This window comes from Bacillus sp. (in: firmicutes), from assembly GCF_031983925.1.
Taxonomy (GTDB): domain Bacteria; phylum Bacillota; class Bacilli; order Bacillales; family Bacillaceae_G; genus Bacillus_A; species Bacillus_A pacificus.
In genome coordinates this window covers 178,042-203,288 of record NZ_DALYZR010000008.1, presented here as the reverse complement: position 1 = coordinate 203,288, position 25,247 = coordinate 178,042, and the positions used below count along the sequence as shown (strand labels likewise).

21 protein-coding genes and 1 pseudogene are annotated in these 25,247 nt (G+C 33.0%); 18 read left to right on the top strand and 4 right to left on the bottom strand.

Annotated elements, in window-relative coordinates:
• The first annotated feature begins 69 nt into the window (after positions 1–69).
• Positions 70–981, top strand: a complete 912-nt coding sequence (gene menA, locus RTP99_RS21005; protein ID WP_000536373.1) for a 1,4-dihydroxy-2-naphthoate polyprenyltransferase — start codon at positions 70–72, stop codon at positions 979–981.
• Positions 982–1,066: 85 nt separating this feature from the next.
• Here menA and satA read toward each other — a convergent pair whose 3' ends face one another.
• Positions 1,067–1,621: a streptothricin N-acetyltransferase SatA gene (gene satA / locus RTP99_RS21000; protein WP_000054742.1), complete on the bottom strand. Its 555-nt coding sequence runs from the start codon at positions 1,619–1,621 to the stop codon at positions 1,067–1,069.
• 384 nt (positions 1,622–2,005) lie between these two features.
• Here satA and RTP99_RS20995 point away from each other — a divergent pair, with 384 nt between their 5' ends.
• The gene (locus RTP99_RS20995; protein ID WP_000665169.1) at positions 2,006–2,848 is read left to right on the top strand and encodes a polysaccharide deacetylase family protein; all 843 of its coding nucleotides are present in this window, start codon (positions 2,006–2,008) and stop codon (positions 2,846–2,848) included.
• A gap of 220 nt (positions 2,849–3,068) precedes the next feature.
• Here the strand turns inward: RTP99_RS20995 and RTP99_RS20990 are convergent, their stop codons facing one another.
• Positions 3,069–3,614, bottom strand: a complete 546-nt coding sequence (locus RTP99_RS20990) for a TetR/AcrR family transcriptional regulator (RefSeq protein WP_000107859.1) — start codon at positions 3,612–3,614, stop codon at positions 3,069–3,071.
• 173 nt (positions 3,615–3,787) lie between these two features.
• Here RTP99_RS20990 and RTP99_RS20985 point away from each other — a divergent pair, with 173 nt between their 5' ends.
• The 12 genes from RTP99_RS20985 (at position 3,788) to RTP99_RS20930 (ending at position 19,177) form a co-directional block, all read left to right on the top strand.
• Positions 3,788–5,242, top strand: coding sequence for a DHA2 family efflux MFS transporter permease subunit (locus tag RTP99_RS20985; protein ID WP_000410731.1), 1,455 nt, complete (start codon positions 3,788–3,790; stop codon positions 5,240–5,242).
• A gap of 226 nt (positions 5,243–5,468) precedes the next feature.
• Positions 5,469–5,831 carry a Na-translocating system protein MpsC family protein gene (locus tag RTP99_RS20980; RefSeq protein WP_000798158.1) on the top strand — a complete coding sequence of 121 codons (363 nt, stop codon included), beginning with the start codon at positions 5,469–5,471 and terminating at the stop codon, positions 5,829–5,831.
• A 595-nt stretch (positions 5,832–6,426) separates the two neighbouring features.
• The gene (locus tag RTP99_RS20975; protein ID WP_000908916.1) at positions 6,427–7,959 is read left to right on the top strand and encodes an NADH dehydrogenase subunit 5; all 1,533 of its coding nucleotides are present in this window, start codon (positions 6,427–6,429) and stop codon (positions 7,957–7,959) included.
• Complete coding sequence (locus RTP99_RS20970) at positions 7,959–10,583, top strand: DUF2309 domain-containing protein (protein ID WP_000512989.1); 2,625 nt, start codon at positions 7,959–7,961, stop codon at positions 10,581–10,583. Before RTP99_RS20975 ends, RTP99_RS20970 begins: the two co-directional genes overlap by 1 nt.
• 79 nt (positions 10,584–10,662) lie before the next feature.
• Positions 10,663–11,184 (top strand): carbonic anhydrase, encoded by a 522-nt coding sequence (locus tag RTP99_RS20965; RefSeq protein WP_000992255.1) that lies wholly within the window; start codon positions 10,663–10,665, stop codon positions 11,182–11,184.
• Positions 11,185–11,441: 257 nt separating this feature from the next.
• On the top strand, positions 11,442–12,467 hold the full coding sequence (locus tag RTP99_RS20960) for an alpha/beta hydrolase (RefSeq protein WP_011040477.1): 1,026 nt from the start codon (positions 11,442–11,444) through the stop codon (positions 12,465–12,467).
• 175 nt (positions 12,468–12,642) lie between these two features.
• The gene (locus RTP99_RS20955; protein ID WP_000365728.1) at positions 12,643–13,860 is read left to right on the top strand and encodes an NAD(P)/FAD-dependent oxidoreductase; all 1,218 of its coding nucleotides are present in this window, start codon (positions 12,643–12,645) and stop codon (positions 13,858–13,860) included.
• Positions 13,861–14,075: 215 nt separating this feature from the next.
• Positions 14,076–15,599, top strand: a complete 1,524-nt coding sequence (locus RTP99_RS20950; RefSeq protein WP_042875254.1) for an MDR family MFS transporter — start codon at positions 14,076–14,078, stop codon at positions 15,597–15,599.
• Positions 15,600–15,675: 76 nt separating this feature from the next.
• Complete coding sequence (locus tag RTP99_RS20945; RefSeq protein WP_001093178.1) at positions 15,676–16,257, top strand: PadR family transcriptional regulator; 582 nt, start codon at positions 15,676–15,678, stop codon at positions 16,255–16,257.
• Between the two features lie 110 nt (positions 16,258–16,367).
• Entirely contained in the window at positions 16,368–17,798 is a 1,431-nt protein-coding gene (locus RTP99_RS20940; protein WP_001179990.1) for a cryptochrome/photolyase family protein, read from the top strand.
• 111 nt (positions 17,799–17,909) lie between these two features.
• Positions 17,910–18,365, top strand: a complete 456-nt coding sequence (locus RTP99_RS20935; RefSeq protein ID WP_000749772.1) for a TspO/MBR family protein — start codon at positions 17,910–17,912, stop codon at positions 18,363–18,365.
• Between the two features lie 101 nt (positions 18,366–18,466).
• Positions 18,467–19,177 (top strand): alpha/beta hydrolase, encoded by a 711-nt coding sequence (locus RTP99_RS20930; protein ID WP_000758839.1) that lies wholly within the window; start codon positions 18,467–18,469, stop codon positions 19,175–19,177.
• A gap of 35 nt (positions 19,178–19,212) precedes the next feature.
• Here the strand turns inward: RTP99_RS20930 and RTP99_RS20925 are convergent, their stop codons facing one another.
• Positions 19,213–19,578, bottom strand: coding sequence for a YxeA family protein (locus RTP99_RS20925; RefSeq protein WP_000713453.1), 366 nt, complete (start codon positions 19,576–19,578; stop codon positions 19,213–19,215).
• Between the two features lie 427 nt (positions 19,579–20,005).
• Between RTP99_RS20925 and RTP99_RS20920 the strand changes: the two genes are divergently transcribed.
• From RTP99_RS20920 to RTP99_RS20910, 3 genes are read left to right on the top strand one after another with little or no spacing between them, the layout of a single operon-like run.
• Positions 20,006–20,779, top strand: a complete 774-nt coding sequence (locus RTP99_RS20920; RefSeq protein ID WP_000456803.1) for a C39 family peptidase — start codon at positions 20,006–20,008, stop codon at positions 20,777–20,779.
• 28 nt (positions 20,780–20,807) lie between these two features.
• Positions 20,808–21,488 (top strand): response regulator transcription factor, encoded by a 681-nt coding sequence (locus RTP99_RS20915; RefSeq protein WP_011040476.1) that lies wholly within the window; start codon positions 20,808–20,810, stop codon positions 21,486–21,488.
• Positions 21,488–23,335, top strand: coding sequence for a HAMP domain-containing sensor histidine kinase (locus RTP99_RS20910; protein ID WP_001227604.1), 1,848 nt, complete (start codon positions 21,488–21,490; stop codon positions 23,333–23,335). Before RTP99_RS20915 ends, RTP99_RS20910 begins: the two co-directional genes overlap by 1 nt.
• 147 nt (positions 23,336–23,482) lie before the next feature.
• Here the strand turns inward: RTP99_RS20910 and RTP99_RS20905 are convergent.
• Positions 23,483–23,731: pseudogene (locus RTP99_RS20905) on the bottom strand (DUF4046 domain-containing protein); the annotation flags it as partial.
• 399 nt (positions 23,732–24,130) lie between these two features.
• Between RTP99_RS20905 and RTP99_RS20900 the strand changes: the two are divergent.
• Positions 24,131–25,186 (top strand): serine hydrolase domain-containing protein, encoded by a 1,056-nt coding sequence (locus tag RTP99_RS20900; protein WP_001034047.1) that lies wholly within the window; start codon positions 24,131–24,133, stop codon positions 25,184–25,186.
• Positions 25,187–25,247 lie beyond the last annotated feature (61 nt).

The following is a 25,247-nucleotide window of genomic DNA, read 5'->3' as shown; positions in this document are numbered from 1 at the left end:
AACTTGTGTAAATTTGATTGAATTGTATAGATTTAGTTAAGTTTATCGTATCGGAGATTGAACAGAGTTATGGGGACAGAAAAAGAAATTAGTTCCGCTAAATTAATATGGAAGATGACGCGCCCGCATACGTTAACGGCGACGTTTTCTCCTGTAATTTTAGGGACAGTGGCATCACTTTATGTTGCCAAAATTGATTGGCTTTTATTTATTGCGATGATGGTTGCATGTTTAGCATTGCAAATAGCAACGAATTTATTTAATGAGTACTATGATTTCAAACGTGGATTAGATACAGCTGATTCTGTTGGAATTGGTGGCGGAATTGTCCGTCATGGATTGAAACCAAAAAATGTTTTAACAGTTGCACTTTTATTGTATGTAGTAGCAGCATTTATTGGAGTTTATATTTGTATGAATAGTAGCTGGTGGTTAGTTGTCATCGGTTTAATTGGAATGGCGGTTGGCTATTTATATACAGGTGGTCCATTACCAATTGCGTACACTCCGTTTGGGGAATTAGTTTCTGGATTGTTGATGGGGACATGCTTTGTACTTATTGCTTTCTTTATTCAAACGAATACGATAACGACTGAAAGTGTATTAATTTCCATTCCAATTGGAATTTTAGTCGGTGCAATCAACATGTCAAATAACATCCGAGATATCGAAGAAGATATTAAAGGTGGAAGAAAGACATTAGTCATCCTCCTTGGGAGAGAAAAAGCAGTAGTAACACTAGCTGTAGCCTTTTTCATTGCTTATTTATGGATCGCTGTAATTGTATTAATGGGTTATATAAGCCCTTGGGCATTAGTGATGTTCCTAGGTTTGAGAAAGCCAATCTCCGCCATTCAAAGTTTCCAAAAAGGAGCAAAGGATCCAGGGTATATGCGCATCGCAATGAAATCAACAGCGATGACAAATACGATTTTTGGCTTTTTATTATCAGCAGGATTATTAATAAGTTACTGGTTTTAAATAAAAATATTGTTAAGTAACTTAACCCCAATTTCTCAATTTTAATATGGAGAGATTGGGGTTTTTATTTTGACTATTTTTAACGTTAAGAGTCGAAATGCAAATACCAATAAATTGCAACTTCATCACTTGTCATATTTAAGCCTTTATAAACAAGAAAATCAAACCCACCAATTACAAATCCACATTTTTCATAGAACTTACATGCTGCGACATTATTATTTTGCGTTTCAAGCATGATACCTGGCATGTTGCCTTCTTTTGCCCACTGTTTTGCTTGAACAACTAATCTTTTACCAACCCCGAGTGTACGATATTTTTTATCCACCGTTATATCTTCTATGTAAGCATAGTGATTCCAATTCTTTTTCAATACTATGAATCCAATGATTTGGTTATGTAACAGTGCTATGTAAATTATTTGATTTGGCTTATTTATATATTCATTGTACGCCAGTTCTTCATTATCATTTTGTAAATAACTTTTTTCATAACTCGGAACGTCTTCTACTGTATATTCTATGTGTCTATTTACTTTTGAAAGAGAAAGCATTAACCGAGCATTCACTATAAAACTGTCATCAATCTCCGGGAAATTATCTAAATCATTTGTTTCTAACTCCCTAATTAAAAGGCTCATCGTGATACCTCCAAATCATATTATTTCTTCTGGTTCTTTATGTAATCCAAATTCATTCCAATTACAAAATTATAATAGAATTTCAATAGTAAGGTTATCTCTGTATTTTATCTTAATACCGGTATTCTTGTATCTTAATATAAAAATGATGTTTAGAAAGATTAGTGTTTTTTATTTTGGGTGTATATTCGGTGTTCAAATTTAACTGTATTAGAGAAACAAATATTTTGCAGAAGAGTGAATGTAATAGGCTATTCTTTAACTGGTTTCGACATTATCTGCATTTTATCTTTATCCGTCTCTATTAATCTATTTATTGTAAATACCGGCTGAAACTAACAATTCAGCCTTATAAATAATTAATAGGGAAAGGATCGAAACATCATGAAAGAATCGCAAAGTAAGAAAAAAACAAGTATAGTAACAAAGGCAATAATATCTCTAGGAGTTGTTTTAGCAGCGACATTTTTCACATTCTTTTTAATTGGGAAATGGAATGCTATCCCGGCGAAGGGAGTAGCGTATGAAAGTATGGATCAAGTTAATACGCAGCAACAAGAAAGGAATAAGGGAACATTACCGGAAAAACAGAAAAGACCTGATGGAAAACCGTTAGGAAAGGTTGTTTATTTAACATTCGATGACGGTCCTAGTGAATTAACTGGGAAATTTTTAGATGTATTAAAAGAGCAAAATGTTGCTTCGACATTTTTTATGCAAGGTAGTAATTTACAAAATACAGGTTTTCAGGAAAACGTAAAAAGAGCGGTAAAAGAAGGACATTATATTGGTGCTCATAGTATGACACATAATAGTGATAAGCTATACAAAAAAGGACAATTTGTACCGGAGATGAAAGAAACGTTAGCTCTAATTCATAATATCACAGGCGCAACTCCTAAACTGGTTCGTCCGCCATATGGATCTGCACCAGGATTAAAGAGTGATGAAATTCGTAATCAAATTGTAGAAGCAGGAATGAAAGTTTGGGATTGGACTATAGACTCAAATGATTGGAAATTAAAAGATAATTCAACTCAAATTATTGAAAATGTAAAGAAACAAACAACAGAAGAGGTAGAAGTTGTTTTAATGCATGAAAAGGCGCAAACATTACAAGCTCTCCCTGAAATTATTACATTTTATAAAGAGCAAGGGTATGAATTTGGGGTATATAATGATGAGGATCATTTTTGTCTAAACTTCCAGAAAGATCAACGTCTATAGTATAAATATAGTTATTTTAAAAAGATGTTTTTATTACTAAAACAATAACTAATACAAAGTCGATTTCCATGAAGTGTCCCCCGATTGTTAAGCACATTCTAACAATCGGGGGATTTTTTATATTCAAATTCTCTTAGTGTACGAAATTCGCGTTTTTCTCCGTAGCGAAACAGGGCTCATATGCTCTAACCTCATTCTATTAGTAAATAGCCTGCAATCATTATCCTCTGTACATGAAATAAATTTGATTTGTAATATAATCTGAACTAAAATGAAGTCCATTTCTTATCCACCACATGATGATTCCTACCAATGAGGCAGTTTTAATCTCAATAGCGACATAATCTGCTGGTAGCTCTGTCTCACTATTATTCCTTCTCGTTTCTACTAATCGCTTTATTAATAGAAATAATTGTTCTTCAAAATGATTCATATTAAATAAAATGGATAAATAATTTCGATGAGTATATAAATAATCAAGCAATTGTGTTAGCTGTTGTTTTTCGGATAAATCACTTACGTGTATTAAAGCAGTAATTTTATTAGAAAGTTCATTTAAAATTTCATCAGTGAGCTGCATGAGTAAATCCTGAATATCTTGATAGTGTAAGTAAAATGTTGTCCGATTTAACCCAGCTTTGTTTGCTATTTTCTGAACTGTTAAATTTGAAATAGTAGATTCCTCTTGTAAAAGGGAATAGACGGCATTTTTAAACATTTCTCTTGAACGAAGTGTACGAGGATCCTCTTTTTTAGATGTAGACATTTTTAAACTCCTTTATAGATTTTTCTTTGACTTTCTCGACAAAGCATATTTTCAATGTCGATTAATGAACATTTTCAACAAAATTGTTCATGGTCAGGAATATGTATCTTTGTTACTATGAATTTTATCGACACTGTGTCGATAATGCAACTATGGAAAAAGGGAGTTTACAAATGGAGAAGGGAATAACAGAAAGAAATAAGAAAGTTTTATTAATTGTACTAATTGCTGGATGTTTTTTATCGACATTAAACCAGACGTTACTTAATGTGGCAATGAGTAACTTAATGGAGGTATTTGATGTTACAGCTGCAACTGTACAATGGTTATCAACAGGTTTTATGCTCGTAAACGGTGTGTTAGTGCCAATTACGGCATTTTTAATGAAACGTTTTACAACAAGGCAATTATTTACTAGCTCAATGCTTTTTTTATTCATCGGAACATTACTATGTGCCGGTGCCATCAATTTTGGCATGTTATTAACAGGAAGAATGATTCAAGCAATTGGGGCGGGAATTATTATGCCGCTCATGATGACAGTTATTTTATATTTATACCCTAGTGAAAAGCGTGGGAGTGTTATGGGAACTATCGGCTTTGCCATGATTTTTGCGCCAGCAATCGCTCCAACGTTATCTGGTTTTATCATTGAATATGTATCATGGAGATGGTTATTTATTGGATTAGCTCCATTTGTATTCATCGTCATTATTCTTGCACTGAAATATTTAATGAACGTTGCAGATACGACAAAAGCAAGGTTGGATATTGTAAGCGTCATTTTATCAACGATTGGCTTTGGTTGTGTTTTATTTGGATTCAGTAGTGCAGGAAGTAAGGGATGGGGTCATCCAATTGTTATTACAACAATTATTACCGGTATAATTGTTACAGCGTTATTTTGCTTACGTCAAATAAAGTCTAACGATCCATTATTAAATTTATCCGTATTTAAGTATAAAATTTTTACTCTTACATCAGTGATAAACGTACTCGTCACGATGATTATGTATGCTGATTTAATTCTTTTACCGATTTACTTACAAAATGGAAGAGGCTTTACCGCATTTGAAACAGGTTTGCTTCTATTACCTGGAGCTGTTATTAATGCATTCTTATCACCTATTACAGGTAAAATGTATGATAAATACGGAGCAAAACCACTCTTTATTACAGGGTTAGTATTTATTATTATTTCGATGTGGGGTGTAATTGATTTAACTGAATCTACAACGTATATGTATGTAATGGTGCGCACTATTATTTTGCGAATTGGATTAAGTTTCATTTCAATGTCTTTAAATACAGCAGGACTAAATGCTTTACCTAGAGAATTAGGTTCACATGGTTCAGCGGTAAATAATACGATTCGTCAATTAGCAGGTGCTATTGGAACAGCAGTTGTTATTACTATATATACGACTCAAGCAACTTCACACGCTTCAGAGTTATCTTTAGAAAATGGAAGCATTGCCGCTATTCAACTAGCGAAATTATCTTCTATTTTCGGCTCAGGTGATGCCTATCTATTTATGTTATTCTTATCTTTTGTAGCATTAATCTTTGCATGTTTCATGCCTAAAAAGGTGGCGACTCAAAAACTTGAAAAAGAAGCAAGTAATTAGAATGGTTTATAGGGTTGTTTAGAAAGTGTATGATGAAAGAAAAGTAAGTGATCTAATATTGAGGTACTTGTTTTTCTTTTTATCGAAATAATATAAAAAGGACTCTTAATTTTATAAGAGTTCTTTTTTGCTACCCCAATAAATTCTTCTCAATAATTGAAAATAAAATCAATCCAGATTATTATATTGTTATTGTAAATTTATTTTATTTAAGGAGGATACATAAATGAAAAACTCAAAAGGCTCTATTGAATCAGAGATAAGCAAAGCAATTACGCACTGGGAGAAGGACTACTTAGGACGCGGGTCTATATCCGTTAAGACAGATATATTACGAGATATGATTATCGTAAATTTACAAGGTATTTTAACACCGGCTGAATATACTGTTTGCGAAACGAAAGATGGTATGCTAACGATAAAGAAAAATCGTTCGGAGCTAGTTGAATCTGGAATTGACGATTTGAAAGAGATCATACTAGAATTAACTGGAGAGAAAGTGAAAAGTTTTCATACGGATATAAGCTCTCGTACAGGTGAACGAGTAATGATTTTTAAATTGTTTCATAATCTTGAGGAAAAGTTTTAAAAATTAAAACCACCGTAGAGTTAGAGGGAGATAATTAAGAAACCTAAAAATTTCGCACTTTATTTATATTTATTAACATGATAATAATTAAAAATTTGAAGTTATTTACGTATAATAAATCTTAAAAACTGATAAAAAATTGACAAAATGCTTAATATGGTTTATCTTATAATTGTTTTAAAAATGAATAGATGCTTATTTTAACTGTTTGCTATAATTAAGGCTTTAGCATTTTTTTAATATGTAATATTGACTAAATGAAAAAGTTTCTTAATGAAAAGATGGCGCATAACATAAATTGATATATTGATTGTATAATCTAGGAGATCAGAAATATACTTTTCTTTTTAATAGGAGTAATACATACATTCTTTTATAAAATGGGAGCTCTTCAAAAAACTTTATTGAAGTTAGTTGAAGGGAAACCGACAATCTCCATAATTCAATGATGATATAAAATCATTGAATTATGGAAGTTGTCGGTTTTTTTTATGGGAAAAAACGATGTACTAAAAAGAGTGAATGAAAATTTAAAAAATTATCGTAATGAAAAGGAATTCTTACAGTTTATTTTCGTTTAGAAGGGAGTATTTACATGTTAATTTCGCTAAGTTCATCAACATTGTTAACATTATTTTTTATGGCGCTTAGTGCTTCTTGGCTAAGTGGATTATTGTTTTTACATGCAAGGATACCTTTACGTTTTGTTCATATCCATATTGGTATCGCTGCATTGCCTTCATTGGTTTCTTTACTCGCACTTGTTAATCACAATGGAGATAGCGTTGTAGGGCCTTGGCATTTAGATACTTTAGCTTGGTTCATGTCTTTCTTTGTTCTTACAATTGGTTTAATCATTCAACGTTTTTCTATACGTTACTTACTGGGGGATCGCTCATATCGAAAATACTTTGCACTTTTTACATTTACTACAGGTGTATCTTCAGTTGCATGGCTAAGTAATGATCTTCGTTTCATGATTATTTGTTGGGGAGCAACTCTTATTGGATTGGTTTTACTCATAGGTCTAAATAAAGGATGGAAAGTAGTTAGCGAAGCAACAAAAATTTCTAGTTATTTATTTACAATAAGCTGGATCGCCTTGCTAGCAGCTATCATTTGGCTTTTTCAAATCACTGGACAGTGGCAGTTAACATCAGTTGTAACGAATGAAAATGTAGCTCAATTTGGAACGTTGGAGAAAACAGGAATTAACTTATTCATTATAGTAGCTGTGATGATTCCAGCAGCACAATGGCCTTTCCAAAGATGGTTAATTGAGTCGGCTGTTGCTCCAACTCCTGTTTCTGCTATTATGCATGCGGGGTTAGTAAATGCTGGCGGTATCATGTTAACTAGATTTTCGCCACTGTTTCATGATGATATTGCACAAATCATTTTACTAATTTTCTCTAGTATTTCTGTTTTAATCGGAACAGGAATTAGCCTAGTTCAGGTTGATTATAAACGTCAGCTAGTGGGATCAACTATTGCACAAATGGGGTTTATGCTGATTCAATGCGCATTAGGAGCTTATTTAGCGGCTGTTATTCATTTAATTTTACATGGTTTGTTTAAAGCTACACTGTTTTTACAAGCTGGTTCTTCCGTACAACGTTTTGGGGAAGTGAAGCAGTCTAATGAAAAGATGTCCAATTTATGGATGATAGTCGGGCGTGTTTTCGGATTATTTATAGTGATTGCATTTTGGTTTACGACTTCTGGAGAAGGGTATCAATTCGTTAGTGCGTTCGTCTTAGGGTGGTCATTATACTTTTCATGGAAACAGCTTGTTGTTTTTGGAGAGGGAAGAATGGGAAGAATTGTTGGTCTATTTATTTTAGCTGGATTTTCTCTCATTTACTTTACAGTTCATAATTCTCTTTATAAATGGTTGCATACTGACATGTATCAAAGCGTTCAACCTTCAGCTCCAGCCGTTATTTTTGTTATATGTCTCTTATTATTTGGTAGTGCTATTAGTACTCTCGTTACTCGTAACCAATCCTCTACTATATTTGCTGTAATGTACCTTTGGTTCGTTCGAGTAGGTGAGGCGAGAAGAAAGTCAGTAGAAAGTCATCCAAGCTATCTGAAACATTATGTATCAAAAGGAGGTAATCAGTGATGGGCATATCGTCAATCGTAACGAAAGAAACTTTAAAAAAGAAAGAGACAAACATTGAAGTACAAGAAAATAATATGAATGATTTAGTTAAATCTGCTAGCCGAGTGATTGCACCACTTTGGCCGATTGCTACATTTGCAGCTCATCACCCTTGGATGGGGCTTGAAAAACAATCATTTGAACAAGTTGCAGATTGGTTAAAAGAAATTCGTAATGTGGATATATATCCGAGTGCTTCTATGATTCATTCGGCAAAGGCAAAAGGGGAGATTGAGGAATTATTTTTACAAAGTGGCTTGTCTCGTTGGCTTGATTCACAATCTTTTCATATTCCGCGAGAGAAAGCGGAGCGTTTTTGCCAAGAAGCTTTAAAGTTAGAAAGATTACCTTCTAGTTTGTTATCATCGCCAGAATTAAATAAATTAGCAGAAGAAATAAGTTATATAAATACAGGGGGTATGAAAGATTCTTCTTTGCAATTAATCAGTTCACTTATAGAGGATCAAAAGGGTGAAAACCTATCTGATATTCTTAATTATCACATCATTAAATGGTGTAAATTATATTTGGATGACTCCGGGGCAAGCTGGACGATGCCAAACCGAGAGAAAGGCTTGTATCGTGCATGGCACCACCTTATTACATTTGATCCAGCGCTCAGTAAAAATGAGCGTAAAGTTTTAAAAGATTGGCCACAAGATGCCCAGGGAGCTTTAACAAAAGCATTATCTGAACTAGGAATTTCTGAATCTAACAAGCAAGCTTACCTTGAAGGTCACTTGCTTGCTTTGCCTGGATGGGCAGGAATGATACGATGGCGTTCCCAACAATCAATTCAGGAACAGGAACTTATGATTGAATATTTAGCAGTTCGAATTTCTATGGAGCTAGCCATTGTAAAACCTTATTTACCTATAAAAAATCAAAAGATTGAGAAAAAAGTTGAGGTTGTCCCACTTATAGCTTCTTGGATCTATTGGGGGGATATTTCAATAGAGGAATGGTTACAAATGTCTGCCACTGAACAAAGTGAATTATTAGCATTTGCCTATCGTTTTGATGAAAATATTCGCAAGAAACTTTGGCTGGAAGCTTGGGAACAGACGCATGCTGAGCAATTAAGGGAGAAAATCGCTTCTAAACAACGTGCAACGAATGATAAAAAACATGTATTAGCTCAATTAGCATTCTGTATTGATGTACGTTCAGAACCTTTTCGTCGCCACCTAGAAAAATTAGGTCCGTTCGAAACGTTTGGAATAGCCGGTTTCTTCGGGTTACCAATTGCGACTAGTGAACTAGGTAGTAATGACAGTTATCCTTCTTTGCCGGTTATATTAAAACCGAAACATCAAATAAAAGAACTCGCGGATGAAAAGGAATTTAAAAATTATAAACAACGCAAGAAGATAGACAGCTCAGTAAGTTATACGTTTAAGACGATGAAACAAAATGTATTGACAAGTATGTTACTACCTGAGGTAAGTGGCCCTTTACTTGGCTTACAAATGGTGACAAGAAGTTTTGTGCCAAGAAGAGTAGGCAGTTTCATTCGTAACCTTCGTAAAACGATGTTACAAAAACCTGATACAACATTCTCACTTAATCATGTTCATGATACAAAATGTGAGATACCGATCGGTTTTACGAAAGAAGAAAAAGTGAACTATGTGCGTCAAACTTTAAAAATGGTGGGATTGACAGAAAAATTCGCGCCTTTAGTTGTAATGTGCGGACATAGTAGTCAAAGTACGAACAACCCTTATGCTGCAGCGCTTGAGTGTGGTGCTTGTGGCGGAGCAGCAGGAGGATTCAATGCAAGAGTTTTTGCTACTTTATGTAATCTTCCAGAAGTAAGAGAGGCATTGTCTGCTGAAGGTATTAAAATTCCTGAGGATACCATTTTTGTAGCAGCTGAACATAAAACAACAGTGGACGAATTGGAATGGATTTACGTCCCAAAACTTTCGGAAGCTGCGCAAGAAGCATTTGATCGTATTGAGTCAGTTATGCCAAATGTGAGCCAACATGCAAACAGAGAGCGTTTAACACAATTACCTAATTTTAAAACGAAAATAAAAAATCCGAGTAAAGAGGCACATCGATTTGCAGAAGATTGGAGTGAAATACGTCCAGAATGGGGATTAGCCCGTAATGCATCTTTTATCATCGGACAGCGTGAATTAACGCAGGATTGTGACTTAGAAGGAAGGGCCTTCCTTCATAATTATGATTGGAAACAGGATGAAAGTGGCGATATATTAGCTAGCATCATAGCGGGACCAGGAACAGTAGCGCAGTGGATCAATCTACAATATTACGCTTCAACTGTAGCCCCTCATTATTATGGTAGTGGGAATAAAACAACACAAACTGTAACGTCAGGTCTCGGTGTTATGCAGGGAAATGCAAGTGATTTGTTATCAGGCTTACCTTGGCAATCCGTTATGCAGTCAGATAATGAGACGTATCACTCACCACTTCGTTTACTCATTGTAATTCAAGCGCCTACTAAATATATAGAACGTTTGCTAAAGAATGATTTCACATTTCGAGAAAAAGTTAAAAATGGGTGGGTTAGACTGGCGAGTGTTGATCCAGAAGGACAATGGAAAAATTGGTAACAATCATGTCATGAACAATCAACTATCGTTACTAGTTTAAAAGTTTCATAAATACAATCATGAAGAAGGAGTGCTATATATGAATGCAAAGAATAAAAAGGTTTTATTGTTAACAGACATTGAACACGGGATAGAGCCTATTATCCAACAAGTAACTAACGTTCAACGAGAAAACATGTTGACTATACACAGCTACGATTCTGTAATTGTACATCCTTATGGAGATATAATGAGATCTATTATTATTGCTATTTATGAAGAAAATGTGGAAGAAATTTTTGTTGTCGGAATAGAGGATAAAGAAACTAATGTAGTTAATCTACAAATTCAACGTGATTCCATAAAAAATAACAAGGAACTAGACTATCTCTTTAAAAATTGCATGCCTGAATTTTCAAGTGGTAGTCTTGAGGAATGGCTAAGTGGAAAAGAAAATGTTAGTGAAAATATTGAGAAGAGTATAGATATGATTCGTCATCATCCGTTAGTGCCTTCTAATGTTAAAGTTCATGGTTTCAAGATTGATAGAACAGGTGGAAAAGAAACAGTTGTTGAAGTTTCTGCTAATCAAGTAGTAAAACAAATGCATTCTTATGTGTAAATTATCGATAGATAAGCAACTTTTATTTGGACTTATGTCTTTTACAAAGAGCAAAAGAAATCTTCTATAAATGGGGATCTTTTGCTCTTTTTGTTTGAATTTTTAATGTGTTTTATAGGAGATATCTAATATGTACATAATAAAAATATATAACCTTTTGGATGAAATTTTAAGGACGGATTAGCAGGTGGGAAATAAAAGTTTATGTTGTGATTTATTTTAAGATTATTATTAAAAATAATGGAGATTCTTTAATTATGACAATAAAACAGTTAAAACCTAAAATAATATGGAAAAAAAGAATGTTGCTAACTATTTGTATTGTTTTCGGATTGATTATTGCGGGAGTTGTTTTTTGGAATGTTTCACCTATTCCAAAAGCGTTTCTCATAAAAAAAGCATTTGAAGGTGGAATGTTTGTTCAATCTAACAATTATAAAAATGCTCTAAAAGAGACACGAATTGTTAAAGATATCAATTATAATTCTAAATTTCCTGATGGTACATTAGATATTATTTATCCCAAAAACCTTACGGGAAAAAAATCTGTTATTTTTTGGGTGCACGGGGGTGGGTTTGTAGGTGGAGATAAATCAGACATTACTGGTTATGCAGTAGAATTAGCTGCTCGTGGTTATACAGTAATAAATATAAATTATGCTCTTGCTCCTAAAAGAAAGTATCCTACACCAGTACTACAACTTGGTGAGGCTTACGAATATATAAAAGAAAATGCAAAGAAATATAATGTGAAACTAGATGACCTGTATTTTGCCGGAGATTCTGCTGGAGCGCAAATATCTGGACAATTCGTTACTATTCAAACATCTCCAGATTATGCGAAATTAACTGGAATCGACGCTATTGTTGCTCCTTCTACAATTAAAGGTATACTGCTATTTTGCGGTCCGTATAATATGCCTGCATTAGCTAAAATGGAAACATCCAAAGAAGTGCAAGACTTTATGCGTACTACTGGCTGGGCTTACTTTGGGAAAAAGAAGTTTGAAACATTACCTGAAATGGAAATCGCCTCTATTTATCAACACGTTACAAAAGATTATCCACCAACGTTCATTACAGATGGAAATACTGCATCATTTGAAGAGCAAGCTAAAGCATTAGCTTCTACTTTACAAAATAAAGGAGTACCTGTAGATACACTTTTCTTCGATAAAAATATCTCTGGGAAGTTAGCGCATGAATTTCAATTTAAAATGAACACTCCAGCAGGTCAAGAAGCTTTTAACCAAGTTCTTAAATTTCTAAATGAAAATAAATAATATATATACTATTAACTTTTTATAAGCTTAGTTTAATACCAAATATGAGTGGACAAACATATTGTACTAATAATTTAATGATAGCAAGAATAATTTTGATAAGAAGTATATAGTAAGAATGATTTGGAGATACAGATGGGGATATAACTATTTTATTTAGGACGGTGCACTTTAAATGGATTTACAGACAGGGAAATTATATTGGAACACAACTTTTTCTAATACACCTTCTTATCCTCAATTGGAAGAAGATATAAAATGTGACGTACTAATAATAGGAGCAGGGAGTTCCGGTGCTCAATCCGCATACTATTTAAGTGAATCAGATTTAAAGATTGTTGTCGTTGATAAAAGAAAGGTAGGACACGGAAGTAACCTTACAAATACAGCACTTATTCAATATTTAGGTGACAAGATGTTTTTTGAACTTGTAAATACATTTGGAGAAGAGTATGCAGTTAAGCATATGAAATTATGTGAACAAGCTATTAATGATATTGAATATGCTGATCAAAATTCACCTTATTGCTCTGACTTTAAACGACGTGACAGTTTATATTATGCAAGTTATGAAGAGGATATAAAGAAATTAGAGAAAGAACTGTATTATTTACATAAGCATGATTTTAAAGCGACTTGGCTATCAGAGGAACAAATTGGACAGAGATATCCATTTAAAAAACGTGCAGCTATTTATACGTATAACGATGGTGAAATAAATCCGTATAAATTTACACATAGTTTATTAAAACAAGCTTCTAATAAAGGAGTCCACATTTATGAAGATACGGAGATTGTTGGCAAAAAGTTAGAGAAAGAGCGTGCTGTTTTTTATACAAAAGGGGGCAATTCTATTACTGCCGATAAAGTAATTGTGGCTGCAGGATATGAAGGTTTGGAATTTAAAAAGGAAAAGAACGCTACACTAATTAGCTCGTATGCAATTGTTACTAATCCTGTAGAAGATTTATCTTCTTGGTATAAACGTACTCTCATTTGGGAAACTGCGAGACCATATATTTATATGAGAACTACTGCAGATAACAGGATTATTATAGGTGGGTTAGATGAAGATACAAACATTGCTCAAGAAAGAGATTCAAAATTAATCCATAAAAAAGAGAAATTAGTGAATGAATTTAATAAGCTCTTTCCAAATATTACGGTTGAACCTGAATTTTATTTAAGCGCTTTTTATGGTGGTACTCATGATGGTTTACCTATAATTGGAATGTATGAAGAGTTTCCAAATTGTCACTTTATCTATGCGTATGGAGATAATGGATTAGTATATAGTATGGCACTTTCTAAAATGGTTCGAGATGTAATTATTAGCGGTTCAAGTCCAGATTTGAATTTATATTTACAAACTAGACCAAAACTAAATGAATAAGCTATATGTACGCAAAATCACAGTAGTATAAAGAAGTGATCGTTTTAACGGTTTTAATTATTTTATATAGGAAGCAATTCTACATTTGTAATCTCTCCAATATATTTTGGGGGGATTTATTTTTTTATTGAAAAATAGTCTAATTAAACTATAATGAGTATATAGTTTAATTAGATTATTTATTCTGTTGGGTGTGAAAAAAGGAGGAAAGAGGTATGGTTGCAAAAGAGAGCAACTTACGCTTAGTAATAGCTGGTTTAATGCTAGGCATTTTAATGGCTGCAATGGATAATACAATTGTTGCTACTTCAATTGGTACAATTGTCTCAGATTTGGGTGGATTGGATAAATTCGTCTGGGTTACTTCTGCTTATATGGTTGCAGTTATGGCTGGTATGCCTATTTTTGGGAAATTATCTGATATGTATGGTAGAAAGAGGTTCTATATTTTTGGTTTATTAATCTTCTTAATTGGTTCTGCATTATGTGGTACTGCGCAAAGCATTGTTCAGCTAAGTATTTATCGTGCAATTCAAGGTATAGGTGGGGGTGCACTTATGCCAATCGCCTTTACCATTGTATTTGATATTTTTCCTATTGAAAAAAGAGGAAAAATGACTGGATTATTAGGGGCCGTATTTGGTTCTTCAAGTGTATTAGGACCTTTATTAGGCGCGTATATAACAGAAAATATTAGTTGGCATTGGATTTTTTACGTCAATATTCCAATTGGTTTAATGTCATTAATTTTTATTTTAAAAGCTTATAAAGAAAATAATCCACCTACTAAGCAAAATATTGATTGGTGGGGGGCGATAACGCTCGTAATAGCAGTAATTAGCTTAATGTTCGCTTTAGAATTAGGAGGAAAAGAGTTTAAGTGGGATTCGATACAAATCATTGGGTTATTTACATCGTTTATTGTATTTTTTATTGGCTTCCTATTGGTAGAAAGAAAAGTGAAAGATCCGATCATATCATTTTGGATGTTTAAGCGTAAGGAGTTTGCAATATCTCAAATTATTACATTTTTCTATGGAGCAACATTTGTTATTTTAACAGTATTCATTCCTATTTTTGTTCAGGCTGTATATGGTGGAACAGCAACTAATGCTGGATTAATTTTAACACCAATGATGTTAGGTTCTGTCGTAGGTAGTGCCATTGGCGGAATATTTCAAACGAAAATTAGTTACCGCAACTTAATGTTATTATCTGTAATATCCTTTGGGATAGGTATGTATTTATTAGGAACGATGGATCCGCAAACAAGCCGTGCACTTTTAACGATATACATGATTATAACGGGATTTGGGGTTGGATTTTCGTTTTCTTTACTTCCTACAGTTTCTATTCATAATATGGAACCGAGATTCCGTGGCTCAGCTACTTCAACAAATTCATTCTTTCGTTCACTAGGTATGACAATTGGGGTAACGATTTTTGGCTCCATTCAAAATAGTACCTTTACAGCTAATTTAAAGGATGCTTTTAAGGGAATAGAACACGGTTCCAGCATGTTAAATAATTTAGGTGATCCAAGTGCAATATTTCGCTCAGATATAAGGGCCAGTATCCCTACTTTTATTCTTGAAAAAATTATAGCCGCTATGTCATCTTCAATTACTACTGTATTTCTATTAGCTTTAATTCCAATTATCGTTTCATTTATGGCAATATTATTTATGGGGAATGTCAAAGCTAGCACAAAGGATAATAAAGTGAATTCGAATTCATAAATTTTATAAAACAAAAAGATTCTTTGCTTATTTTTAGCTTATACTATTGGTATAGGTTATTAAGGAGTGGAGAATTATGAATACAAAGCTTTTTATGCTGGGTCTTCTTATGGAGAAGAATAGACATCCGTATGAAGTCCAGCAACTTTTAAAAAATAGTGAAATGAAATATTATATAAAAATTACAAAAGGCTCTTTATATTATACATTTGAGCAACTTGAAAAGAAGGGCTTTATAGAAGTTGTTGATATTATTCGTAATGAACAACGCCCTGAACGGACTATTTACGGTATTACTCAAAGTGGTAAACAAGAATTTGAGCATTTATTATTAGAGCAAATGATAAAGAAAGAGGATATGCATCGTCCTATATATGAAGCGTTACTTTTTGCACAATATGGGGAGGAACAATTAATTCTAGAACAGCTAAAAATTAAAATCTCTCAACTGACGTTATATCTTACTACTCTTCAAAAAGTATATGAAGAGAAGTGTGGAAAAGAGAGTTTAGCTAAGCTATATATATTATCTAGTGTCATTTTACATTTAAGAACAGAGTTAAAGATTTTACAGAGTTTATATAATAACGTAAAAAATGAAAAGATAGATAATATAGGAAATGATGTACTTAGAGAGATAGAAAATCAATGTTTATAATGAAGAAGATTATAAAATAAAAAGAACGATTGTTATAATCATTTAAAAATAACAGAAGTACTTGTTCTAATAAAAAATGAATTGTGCTTTAAGAATCAGAAGGGATAGCCATGCAAAATAAAATTATTGTTATGTTTCAAAAAGATTTTCGCTTATATGATAACCCAGCTCTATTTAAAGCTACTCAGTCCGGTGAGGTTGTTCCGGTATATGTACATGATGAAACTTTTTCAATGGGAAGTGCGTCAAAGTGGTGGTTACACCATGCAATAATAGATGTAAAGAAGCAACTTGAGGCATTGGGCTCTACTTTAATCATTCGTAAAGGAAGTACGGAGGAAGAAATACTTTCTCTCATAGAACAGTTAGGTATAACGGCTGTATATTGGAATATTTGTTATGATCCGGACAGATTACAATTTAATCAAAACATGAAAATGATGTTAGAAGATAAAGGTATTACATGTAAGGAATTTAATTCACATTTATTATTAGAACCGTGGATGATTAAAAAGAAAGATAACACTGAATATAAGGTGTTTACGCCTTTTTATAATGCATTTCAAAAGCAGGTAATATCTAAACCTATTAGTAAAGTGCAGAGTATAAAATGGGGAAGTTCTTTACCAGAAAGCTTATCTGTTACAGAATTACACTTGCTGCCGACTATACCGTGGACATCTCATATAGAATCAATATGGGATCCTACAGAAGAAGGGGCATACAAAACATGTAAGAAATTTTTCTCTAGCAAATTAGCCTCTTATAGTGAAGGAAGAGATTTTCCAAATCAAAATGCTCATTCGATGTTGGCACCTTATCTTTCATTTGGTCAAATATCAGTGAGGTGGATGTATCATTACTTAATCAATAAAAGTACCGAAAGACAATGTAGTCTTTTTGAAAAACAAGTGAATAGCTTTATCCGTCAATTAATTTGGCGAGAGTTTTCTTATTATTTACTATATCATTACCCATTTACAGTATATAAACCTCTTAATAAGAATTTTGAACATTTTCCGTGGAATAATGAAGAGGAGTTATTAACAGTATGGCAGAAGGGTGAAACTGGTTATCCGTTTATTGATGCGGGAATGCGGGAACTATGGCAAACAGGTTTTATGCATAATCGAGCAAGAATGGCTGTAGCCTCTTTTCTTGTAAAGCATTTATTAATTCCGTGGCAAGAAGGAGCAAAATGGTTTATGGATACACTACTAGATGCTGATATTGCAAATAATACCATGGGGTGGCAATGGGTTGCTGGAAGTGGAGCGGATGCATCACCGTACTTTCGTATTTTTAACCCGATTACACAAGGAGAAAAGTTTGATAAAGATGGAGAATATATAAGAAAATGGGTACCAGAATTAAAAGATATGCCTAATAAATATATACATAAACCGTGGGAAGCACCTGAGCATATTTTACAAAAGGCTAATATAAAGCTAGGAGATACATACCCTTTGCCAGTTGTTGATCATAAGGCAGCGCGGGAGAGAGCACTTTGTGCATATAAAAGTATGAAAGAATTCGTATGAAATAGGTTAAACAATATGTATTTGGAACTTGAATATTAGAATTTCATCCATTACAAGGACATACTAATCATATAAAGTTTTTATAACCTTCGAGTAAAAAGGAGAATGTTTATGAAAAAATCTAGTATTCTAGTATTTTTACTAACATATGGTTTGTTTTATGTTTCTAGTATTTTATTTCCAATTGATCGTATGTGGTACGATGCGCTGGAAAAGCCGTCTTGGACGCCTTCTGGCATGACAATCGGAATAGTTTGGACGGTATTATATGGACTTATTGCATTATCAGTTGCAATTATTTACAACAAATATGGATGTAAGCCAAAAACATTTTGGTTTATATTCCTTTTAAATTATATGTGCAATCAAGCGTTCAGCTACTTTCAATTCAGTCAAAAAGATTTATTTTTAGCAACAATAGATTGTTTACTAGTCGCTGTTACTACGTTACTTCTCATAGCGGTTTCTTCCAGTTTGTCTAAAGTATCGACATGGTTGCTCATTCCATATTTTTTATGGGCTACATTTGCTACATATTTATCTTGGAGCATTTATAGTATAAATTAAAGGCGTAAATAAAAACTTGAGCATAATAAAAATGCTCGAGTTTTTATGTGTGCTAATGAAAATCTGAAATATAGAATATACATCTTAGGGAGGTCATCTTTGTGAAGAAATGGATAAAAATTACGCTGTACTCTTTACTCGGTATTTTACTTATAGGAAGTATTACGTTTTTGACTTGGTCTCAGTTTACTTATAAACCAACGAAAGAGGCTTTGTTGTTAGTAGATGATAAAAAAGGTGAAGATCATATCGTTTTTGGAGAGAAAGATGCTAAAATAGGGGTTATTTTTTATCAAGGTGCTAAAGTAGAAGCGGAGGCTTATAGTTACTTGGGAGAAGCTCTTGCAAAAGATGGACACTTTGTAGTAATGCCTAAGTTACCATTAAACTTAGCGATACTTGGAATCAATGCAGTAGACAGTGTAATGGCACAGTATCCTGAAGTTCAAAAATGGTATGTTGCGGGCCATTCAATGGGGGGAGCTATGATTTCTAAGTATGCCTTTCAACATGAGGACAAGGTAGATGGGATCATTTTCTTAGGTTCTTATCCTGCAGATGACTTCTCTATGAAAGCGATTCCGATGTTATCAATTTATGGGGAAGTAGATGCTTTAGCAACTGTAGAAAAAATAGAGGACAATAAAAAGTTTATGTCAAAGAATACAACTATGCACATGATAAAAGGTGGAAACCATGCTCATTTTGGCATGTATGGTGAGCAAAAAGGTGATAATGCTAGCTTAATTACGCCAAAAGCACAACGAGATGAAACAGTGAAAGTAATTGAAGAATGGTTGTTGAAACAATGATAGACGGGAGAGCCAACTCATACGAGTCGGCTCTTTTATTTAACTTCTATCTTCAATTTCCCTCTTATTTTCTCCGGAATATCCTCTTCAGCGATAATATCGTAAGAATACACATACTTTCCTTTTACATGAATTTTCAAGTAAGTTTTTCTTATAAAATCATTAGGTGTGTTCGTTCCAACTTTATATTCTGTTTCATTGCTTAATTCATCAACACCTTTTAGTGAGTACACAGCTCTTCCTTTATGATGATAATCTGGAATGCCATATCCCTTCGCAACGGCGTATACATTTTTTTCTTCAGCAATTGGATTAAATCTGTCTAAATCCCCGCGTAATATGAAAGGTAGTAAGTATATAGGAAGGCCTATTCCTATTATACAAATTATAAATTTCTTCATGATCGTTTCTCCTTTTATCTATTTACATTTTTCAGTATAGATAAAAGTTCTTATGAATATAGAGGGAAATTTTTTAAGTTTTTCTTAAGAGTTATTTTATTATGGTAAAAGGAGCGAATGCTCACATCGCTAGAGTCGTAACTTTGTATGATGATTCTTTTTTACATAACGAACGGATTTAGCTCTACGATATAATGCATTAGAAAATTTTCATCCATATAGCATTTGGAGTGTTACTGGGCAATCAATTTAAAATAGTTAAATATTACTTCTTGAAAGCACACTTTATTACCCATACGATTGTTTAGGATAGTATGTATCTTTATATAATCTTGATATAGATTTCTCTTTATCTTTCTATGAACATGAGATTATCTAAATATGAACAAGCTACACTCTCCTTAGAAAGAAGTGAGGAGAGGGATTTATGGAATATAGTAGAAAAAAAACATTTTGTTTATTAACTATCGCAGGACTAGGTATATGTATAGGTATGTCAAATAGTGAAAGTCCTATAAGTGAAAAGAAACCACCTGTCATTGTGCAAGAAGTAGAACAAAAACCAGAAGTAGTTGAAAAAGAGAATATATTAATAGAACAAGAAAAAGAGGTAATAAAGCCATTAGATGTTCCGCTTATCTTACAAAAACCAGAATTGATGCGCGGTTGTGAAGTAACAAGTCTCGCTATGGTATTACAATTTTCAGGAGTGAAAGTAGATAAAATGGAATTGGCTTCAAAGATACACTATGTACCATTTCAAAGTAATGGTTTGAAGGGAAATATGCACAAAGGGTTTATCGGGGATATGGCTACCTTTGATAAACCTGGATTAGGTGTTTTTGTTGAACCGATTTTAGAATTGGCAAAGTTGTATGTTCCGGATGAAAAAGTGATGAATCTAAGTTACAAAGAACCTGAACACATTTATGAAGCGATAGATCGAGGCCTTCCTGTATGGGTATTAACAAATGCTCGTTTTAAACGATTACCTGATAATCAATTTTATACATGGAGAACAGATACAGGGGAAATGAAAGTGACATATCATCAACATAGTGTCGTTGTGACAGATTATGATGACCAATATGTATATATTAACGATCCACTAAAGACGGACAAACATAGAGCGATTAATCGAAATAATTTTGAACAGTCTTGGATTCAGATGGGAAGACAAGCGATGACCATTTCGATTTAAAGAGAACGTAGATTGGATGAGAATAGAAATGAAAAAAGTTTTAATTATAGAAGATGAAAAAATTATAAGAGAGACGGTAGCGCATTATTTCTCACATGATGGATATGATGTGATAACAGCAGAAGATGGCCAAATTGGATTAGAGTTATTTGCTGCACATGATCATGAGGTCAGTTTAATCATACTAGATATTATGCTTCCAGTAATGGATGGGTGGTCAATTTGTAGACGTATTCGCAAGAGTTCTAACGTTCCCATTATTTTATTAACAGCTCGAAGTGATGAGGATGATACATTACTTGGATTTGAACTAGGGGCAGATGATTATGTAACGAAACCATTTAAACCTGCAATTTTATTGGCGAGAGCAAAGCGTTTGTTCAAAGATACAAATCAAAATTTACAATTTCAGGACTGCATTCATTTATGTGGTATTCGCTTAGATAAATCAGCACGTTCTGTTTCAATAGATGGACAAAAGATAGATTTTACACATACAGAGTATGAAATTTTACAATCTTTAATGGAGCATAAGGAACAAGTATTAACGCGAGAACAATTAATCACAAATATTTGGGGATATGATTATGACGGAGATGATAAAACTCTAACTGCACATATGCGTAATGTACGTTTGAAACTAGGTGAGAAAGCCAAGCACATTACTACAGTTGTTCGTACGGGATATAAGTTTGAGGTAGAGAAATGATGAGAAAGAAAATTGTATTTCAGTTATTTTCTCTTACCTTTTTACTATGCTGCATGATCATCGCAACTATCTTTTTTGGACAAATGTATGTGATGAAGTATATGTATGTAGATAAGGAAAAAGAAAATGTTCAGAAACAATTAAAACAATATTATACATTTTACGAAGAACATAAACAGGATGAAAATAAACTCCAGAGTAAAGAACTATCATATGCGAATCAGCAAGGTATTATGATTGCTAGGCTTGATGAAGTAGCAAACATTAAGAAATTACCATCAGGAGATTACTATATAAAAGCGACTGATAAAAATAATCCAAGTCGAACATCTAAAGTCGTATTTAATAATTTAATTAACGCAAAGAGAGATATGGATTCTAATTTTAGCATTTTAATTACGAGTTTAATCGATAAGACGACCCAAACAGCTATCATGGATACAGTGAGTAAAGGACCAAATAAGGATATTGTTGTTCCTACAACACTAAGGATAAAAGGATACGATGGAAACTTTGTAGCTCCTACATATCATCAGACAATGAAATACATGATGTCAGGCGCTAAAAATGGAATTAAAATTTTTTCAAAAGAAGAAAGTGATAAATATTATTACTTAGAAGGACTTGTAACAGAAATTAGCTTCCCGAATTATAGCAACCCAGAAATTGATAACACGTTGTACAGTAATGAAGTATTTGCAAATCGTATTTTGCAATTTCAGTCGGATTGGATTAGCGATAAAGTAAAATTACGCGGAGAAGAATGGGTGCAGAATGAAATTAGTATAGATGGAATCAAGTATCTAGAAACGATAAAACCACTCATGAAAGATGGTCAAGTAAAGGAATTTATTTATACGCTATCTTCGTTACAACCAATTACAAAAGCAACAGATGTAATGAGTGATTATTACATATATATTATAGTATTTGTGCTGGTTCTATCGCTTATTGTATGTTTTTATTACTCGAGAATTATCACTAAGCCATTATTAAAGGTTAATGAAGCAACGAAAAAAATAATGGAATTCCAGTTTCAAGACAAGCTTTCTATCAAGTCGAAAAATGAAATTGGAGAGCTTTCCTCTAACATTAATCAGCTCTCAGAAAGAATGGAAGGGTATATCAATCAGTTAAAAAAGGACTTAGAGAAAGAAAAGAAACTAGAACAGACAAGAAAAGATTTCATTGCAGGTGTTTCACATGAATTAAAAACCCCCCTCAGTGTGATGCAAATATCTGCTTCCATGCTGCAAGATGGTATTGCACCTGAAATGAATCAATACTATTGGGACGCATTAGAAAAAGAAATAGAGAAAATGAATGTACTAATTGATGAAATGTTAAACTTAGCTAAATATGAATCAGGAACATATCAAATACAGATGGAGCAAGTTAATATAGTTGACTTAATTCAAAAGGCAGAACAAGATTTACAAGTTCAAATTGATGAAAAATCCCTACAAATCAAATTAAATATAGATGATGTGTGTGTCAAGGGGAAAACGAATTTATTGGAACAGGTTATAACAAACTTGTTTACAAATGCGATTCGTTATACAGATGCAAAACAAATCATTGTGATTGATGTAAAAGAGAAACAACACGACGTATATATAGGGTTTGAAAATAAAGGTTCACATATAGCAGAAGAAAATATAGATAAAATATGGGATCAGTTCTATAGGGGCGATAAATCAAGAAAACGAGTATGTGGTGGAACGGGTCTTGGGCTGTCCATTGTAAAAAATATATTTGATTTACATGATGCGAAATACGGTGTGACCAACACTGAAGACGGTGTATTATTCTACTTCCGTTTAGAAAAGTGGGATGGAAAACAGTAATATAAAACGGTTGTAGTAAACAGTAAAGGTGCAAAGTCTAATCTAAGGCTTTGCGCCTTTTTTGTTTACTGATTGTTATTGCATAAACAAAGGAATAAAGAGGGAGGTATATATGTGGTATTTTAGATATTTTAACAAACCTGATTTTTAATTCTTACTATAACCTTTTAGCATATTCTTTGAATATCGATTTGGATATAAAGCGTTTAACATTTCATATGGACTCCCATTCCAATATTTTCTCAAAGGTGTCCATAATTTATGTTTTACCAACCATCTTTGCGTATACATATATAATAACTGTTGTTCTGTTAGCTTTTCTTTTTCTTCAATAGTCCACCTCAATGCTTCTAGTGCTCGTTTCCTGTTCCAAAATCCAGTGGGGGTAAATTTAAAAATGGTGAAGTTACTCCTAATGCAAAAATGACCTTATTTAAAGATATATTTTCCTGTTTATGTTTTGTATAAGTTGAAATTTTAACACGATTACCTGTATTCCATAATCTTTTAGCCAATATTTATATTGTTTATATACGTAATTTCTTTAAATAAGTAATTTAAGTGAATTAAATCTAATTAAATTTTATTTACTTAAATTTAATTAGATGTTAATGTATATTTAATTATAATAAATTTTATTTAATTTTTTAATGATTCTACCCTAATAAAAATATTTAACATTTATAACAATAGTGAAAAAGCTATAAAGTTTCATGATTGTCCATTGTTATTTTTATAAATGAGTAAGGGTTTATTGTAATTAAATGACTAAGAAAGTTTAGGAAGGCGAATGAGATGAATAAAATTTATAACGAGAAGACACACACAACGATTGAACAATTGTTTAACAAAGTTTCAGCCGAAGAGCCTGGATGTGCATATATTGCGAGTTTTGATAATGGAGTAACGTATAAAGGATCAGTTGGCTTAGCTTCGATAGAAGAAAGTCTAGCTATAACGACAAAAACAATTTTTAATATTGCTTCAATTACGAAACAATTCACAGCATTTTCTATTTTACTCTTAGAACAAGAGGGGAAATTGAGTTTAGATGATTCAATTATAAAGTTTGTTCCTTCCATAGGGACATATGCTGAACCTGTAACGTTGCGACATCTAATTCACCACACTGGTGGACTAGTTGATTATCAGGAATTAGCTGAAGTCGCGAATATTAAAGATACTGATAAATTGACCCCAGAAGAATCACTAGAACACCTTAATAAGCACCAGAGTGCAAGGTTTTCAGTAGGAACTAAATTTGAGTATAGCAATACAGGATATTTTCTATTATCGCAAGTAATAGAAAAGGTGAGTGGTAAGTCTCTACGTGAATTTATGAAGGAGCGTATTTTTAATCCTTTAAATATGAAAGATACAACAATTGTGGATCACTATCCAACTTCTATATCAATCGCTAGGGGATACTTGAAGAATGAACAAGGCGCATATGAAATATATGAAAGCCCTTGGGAACATACAGGGGATGGGGCAGGCCATACAACTGTTGAAGATTTAGTAATATGGGGGAAGAATTTAACCTCAGGTACTGTTGGTGGAAAAGATTTAATGAAAAGGATGAGTGAAATTGGTCCGAAAGTTTCCTCAACTGGAGAGACAATCATTGATAATGAGGATTATGCTTTTGGACTGGAGATTGCAGCTGGCTATAATTGCCGATACTTGGAACATTCAGGGAGATGGGCTGGTTATAGTTCACAATTTATACGTTTCCCACAAGATGGATTATCTATTGTAGTATTAAGTAACTATGAGGATTTTGAGCCTGATAATTATGCTTATGAAATAGCAGAAATTGTTTTAGGCAGAGAAAAAAATAATAAGAATTAGATTTTTGATTTCTCTCAGACAATGGTTGAACAAGAATTGATTTCTTAATTTGAAAAAAGCA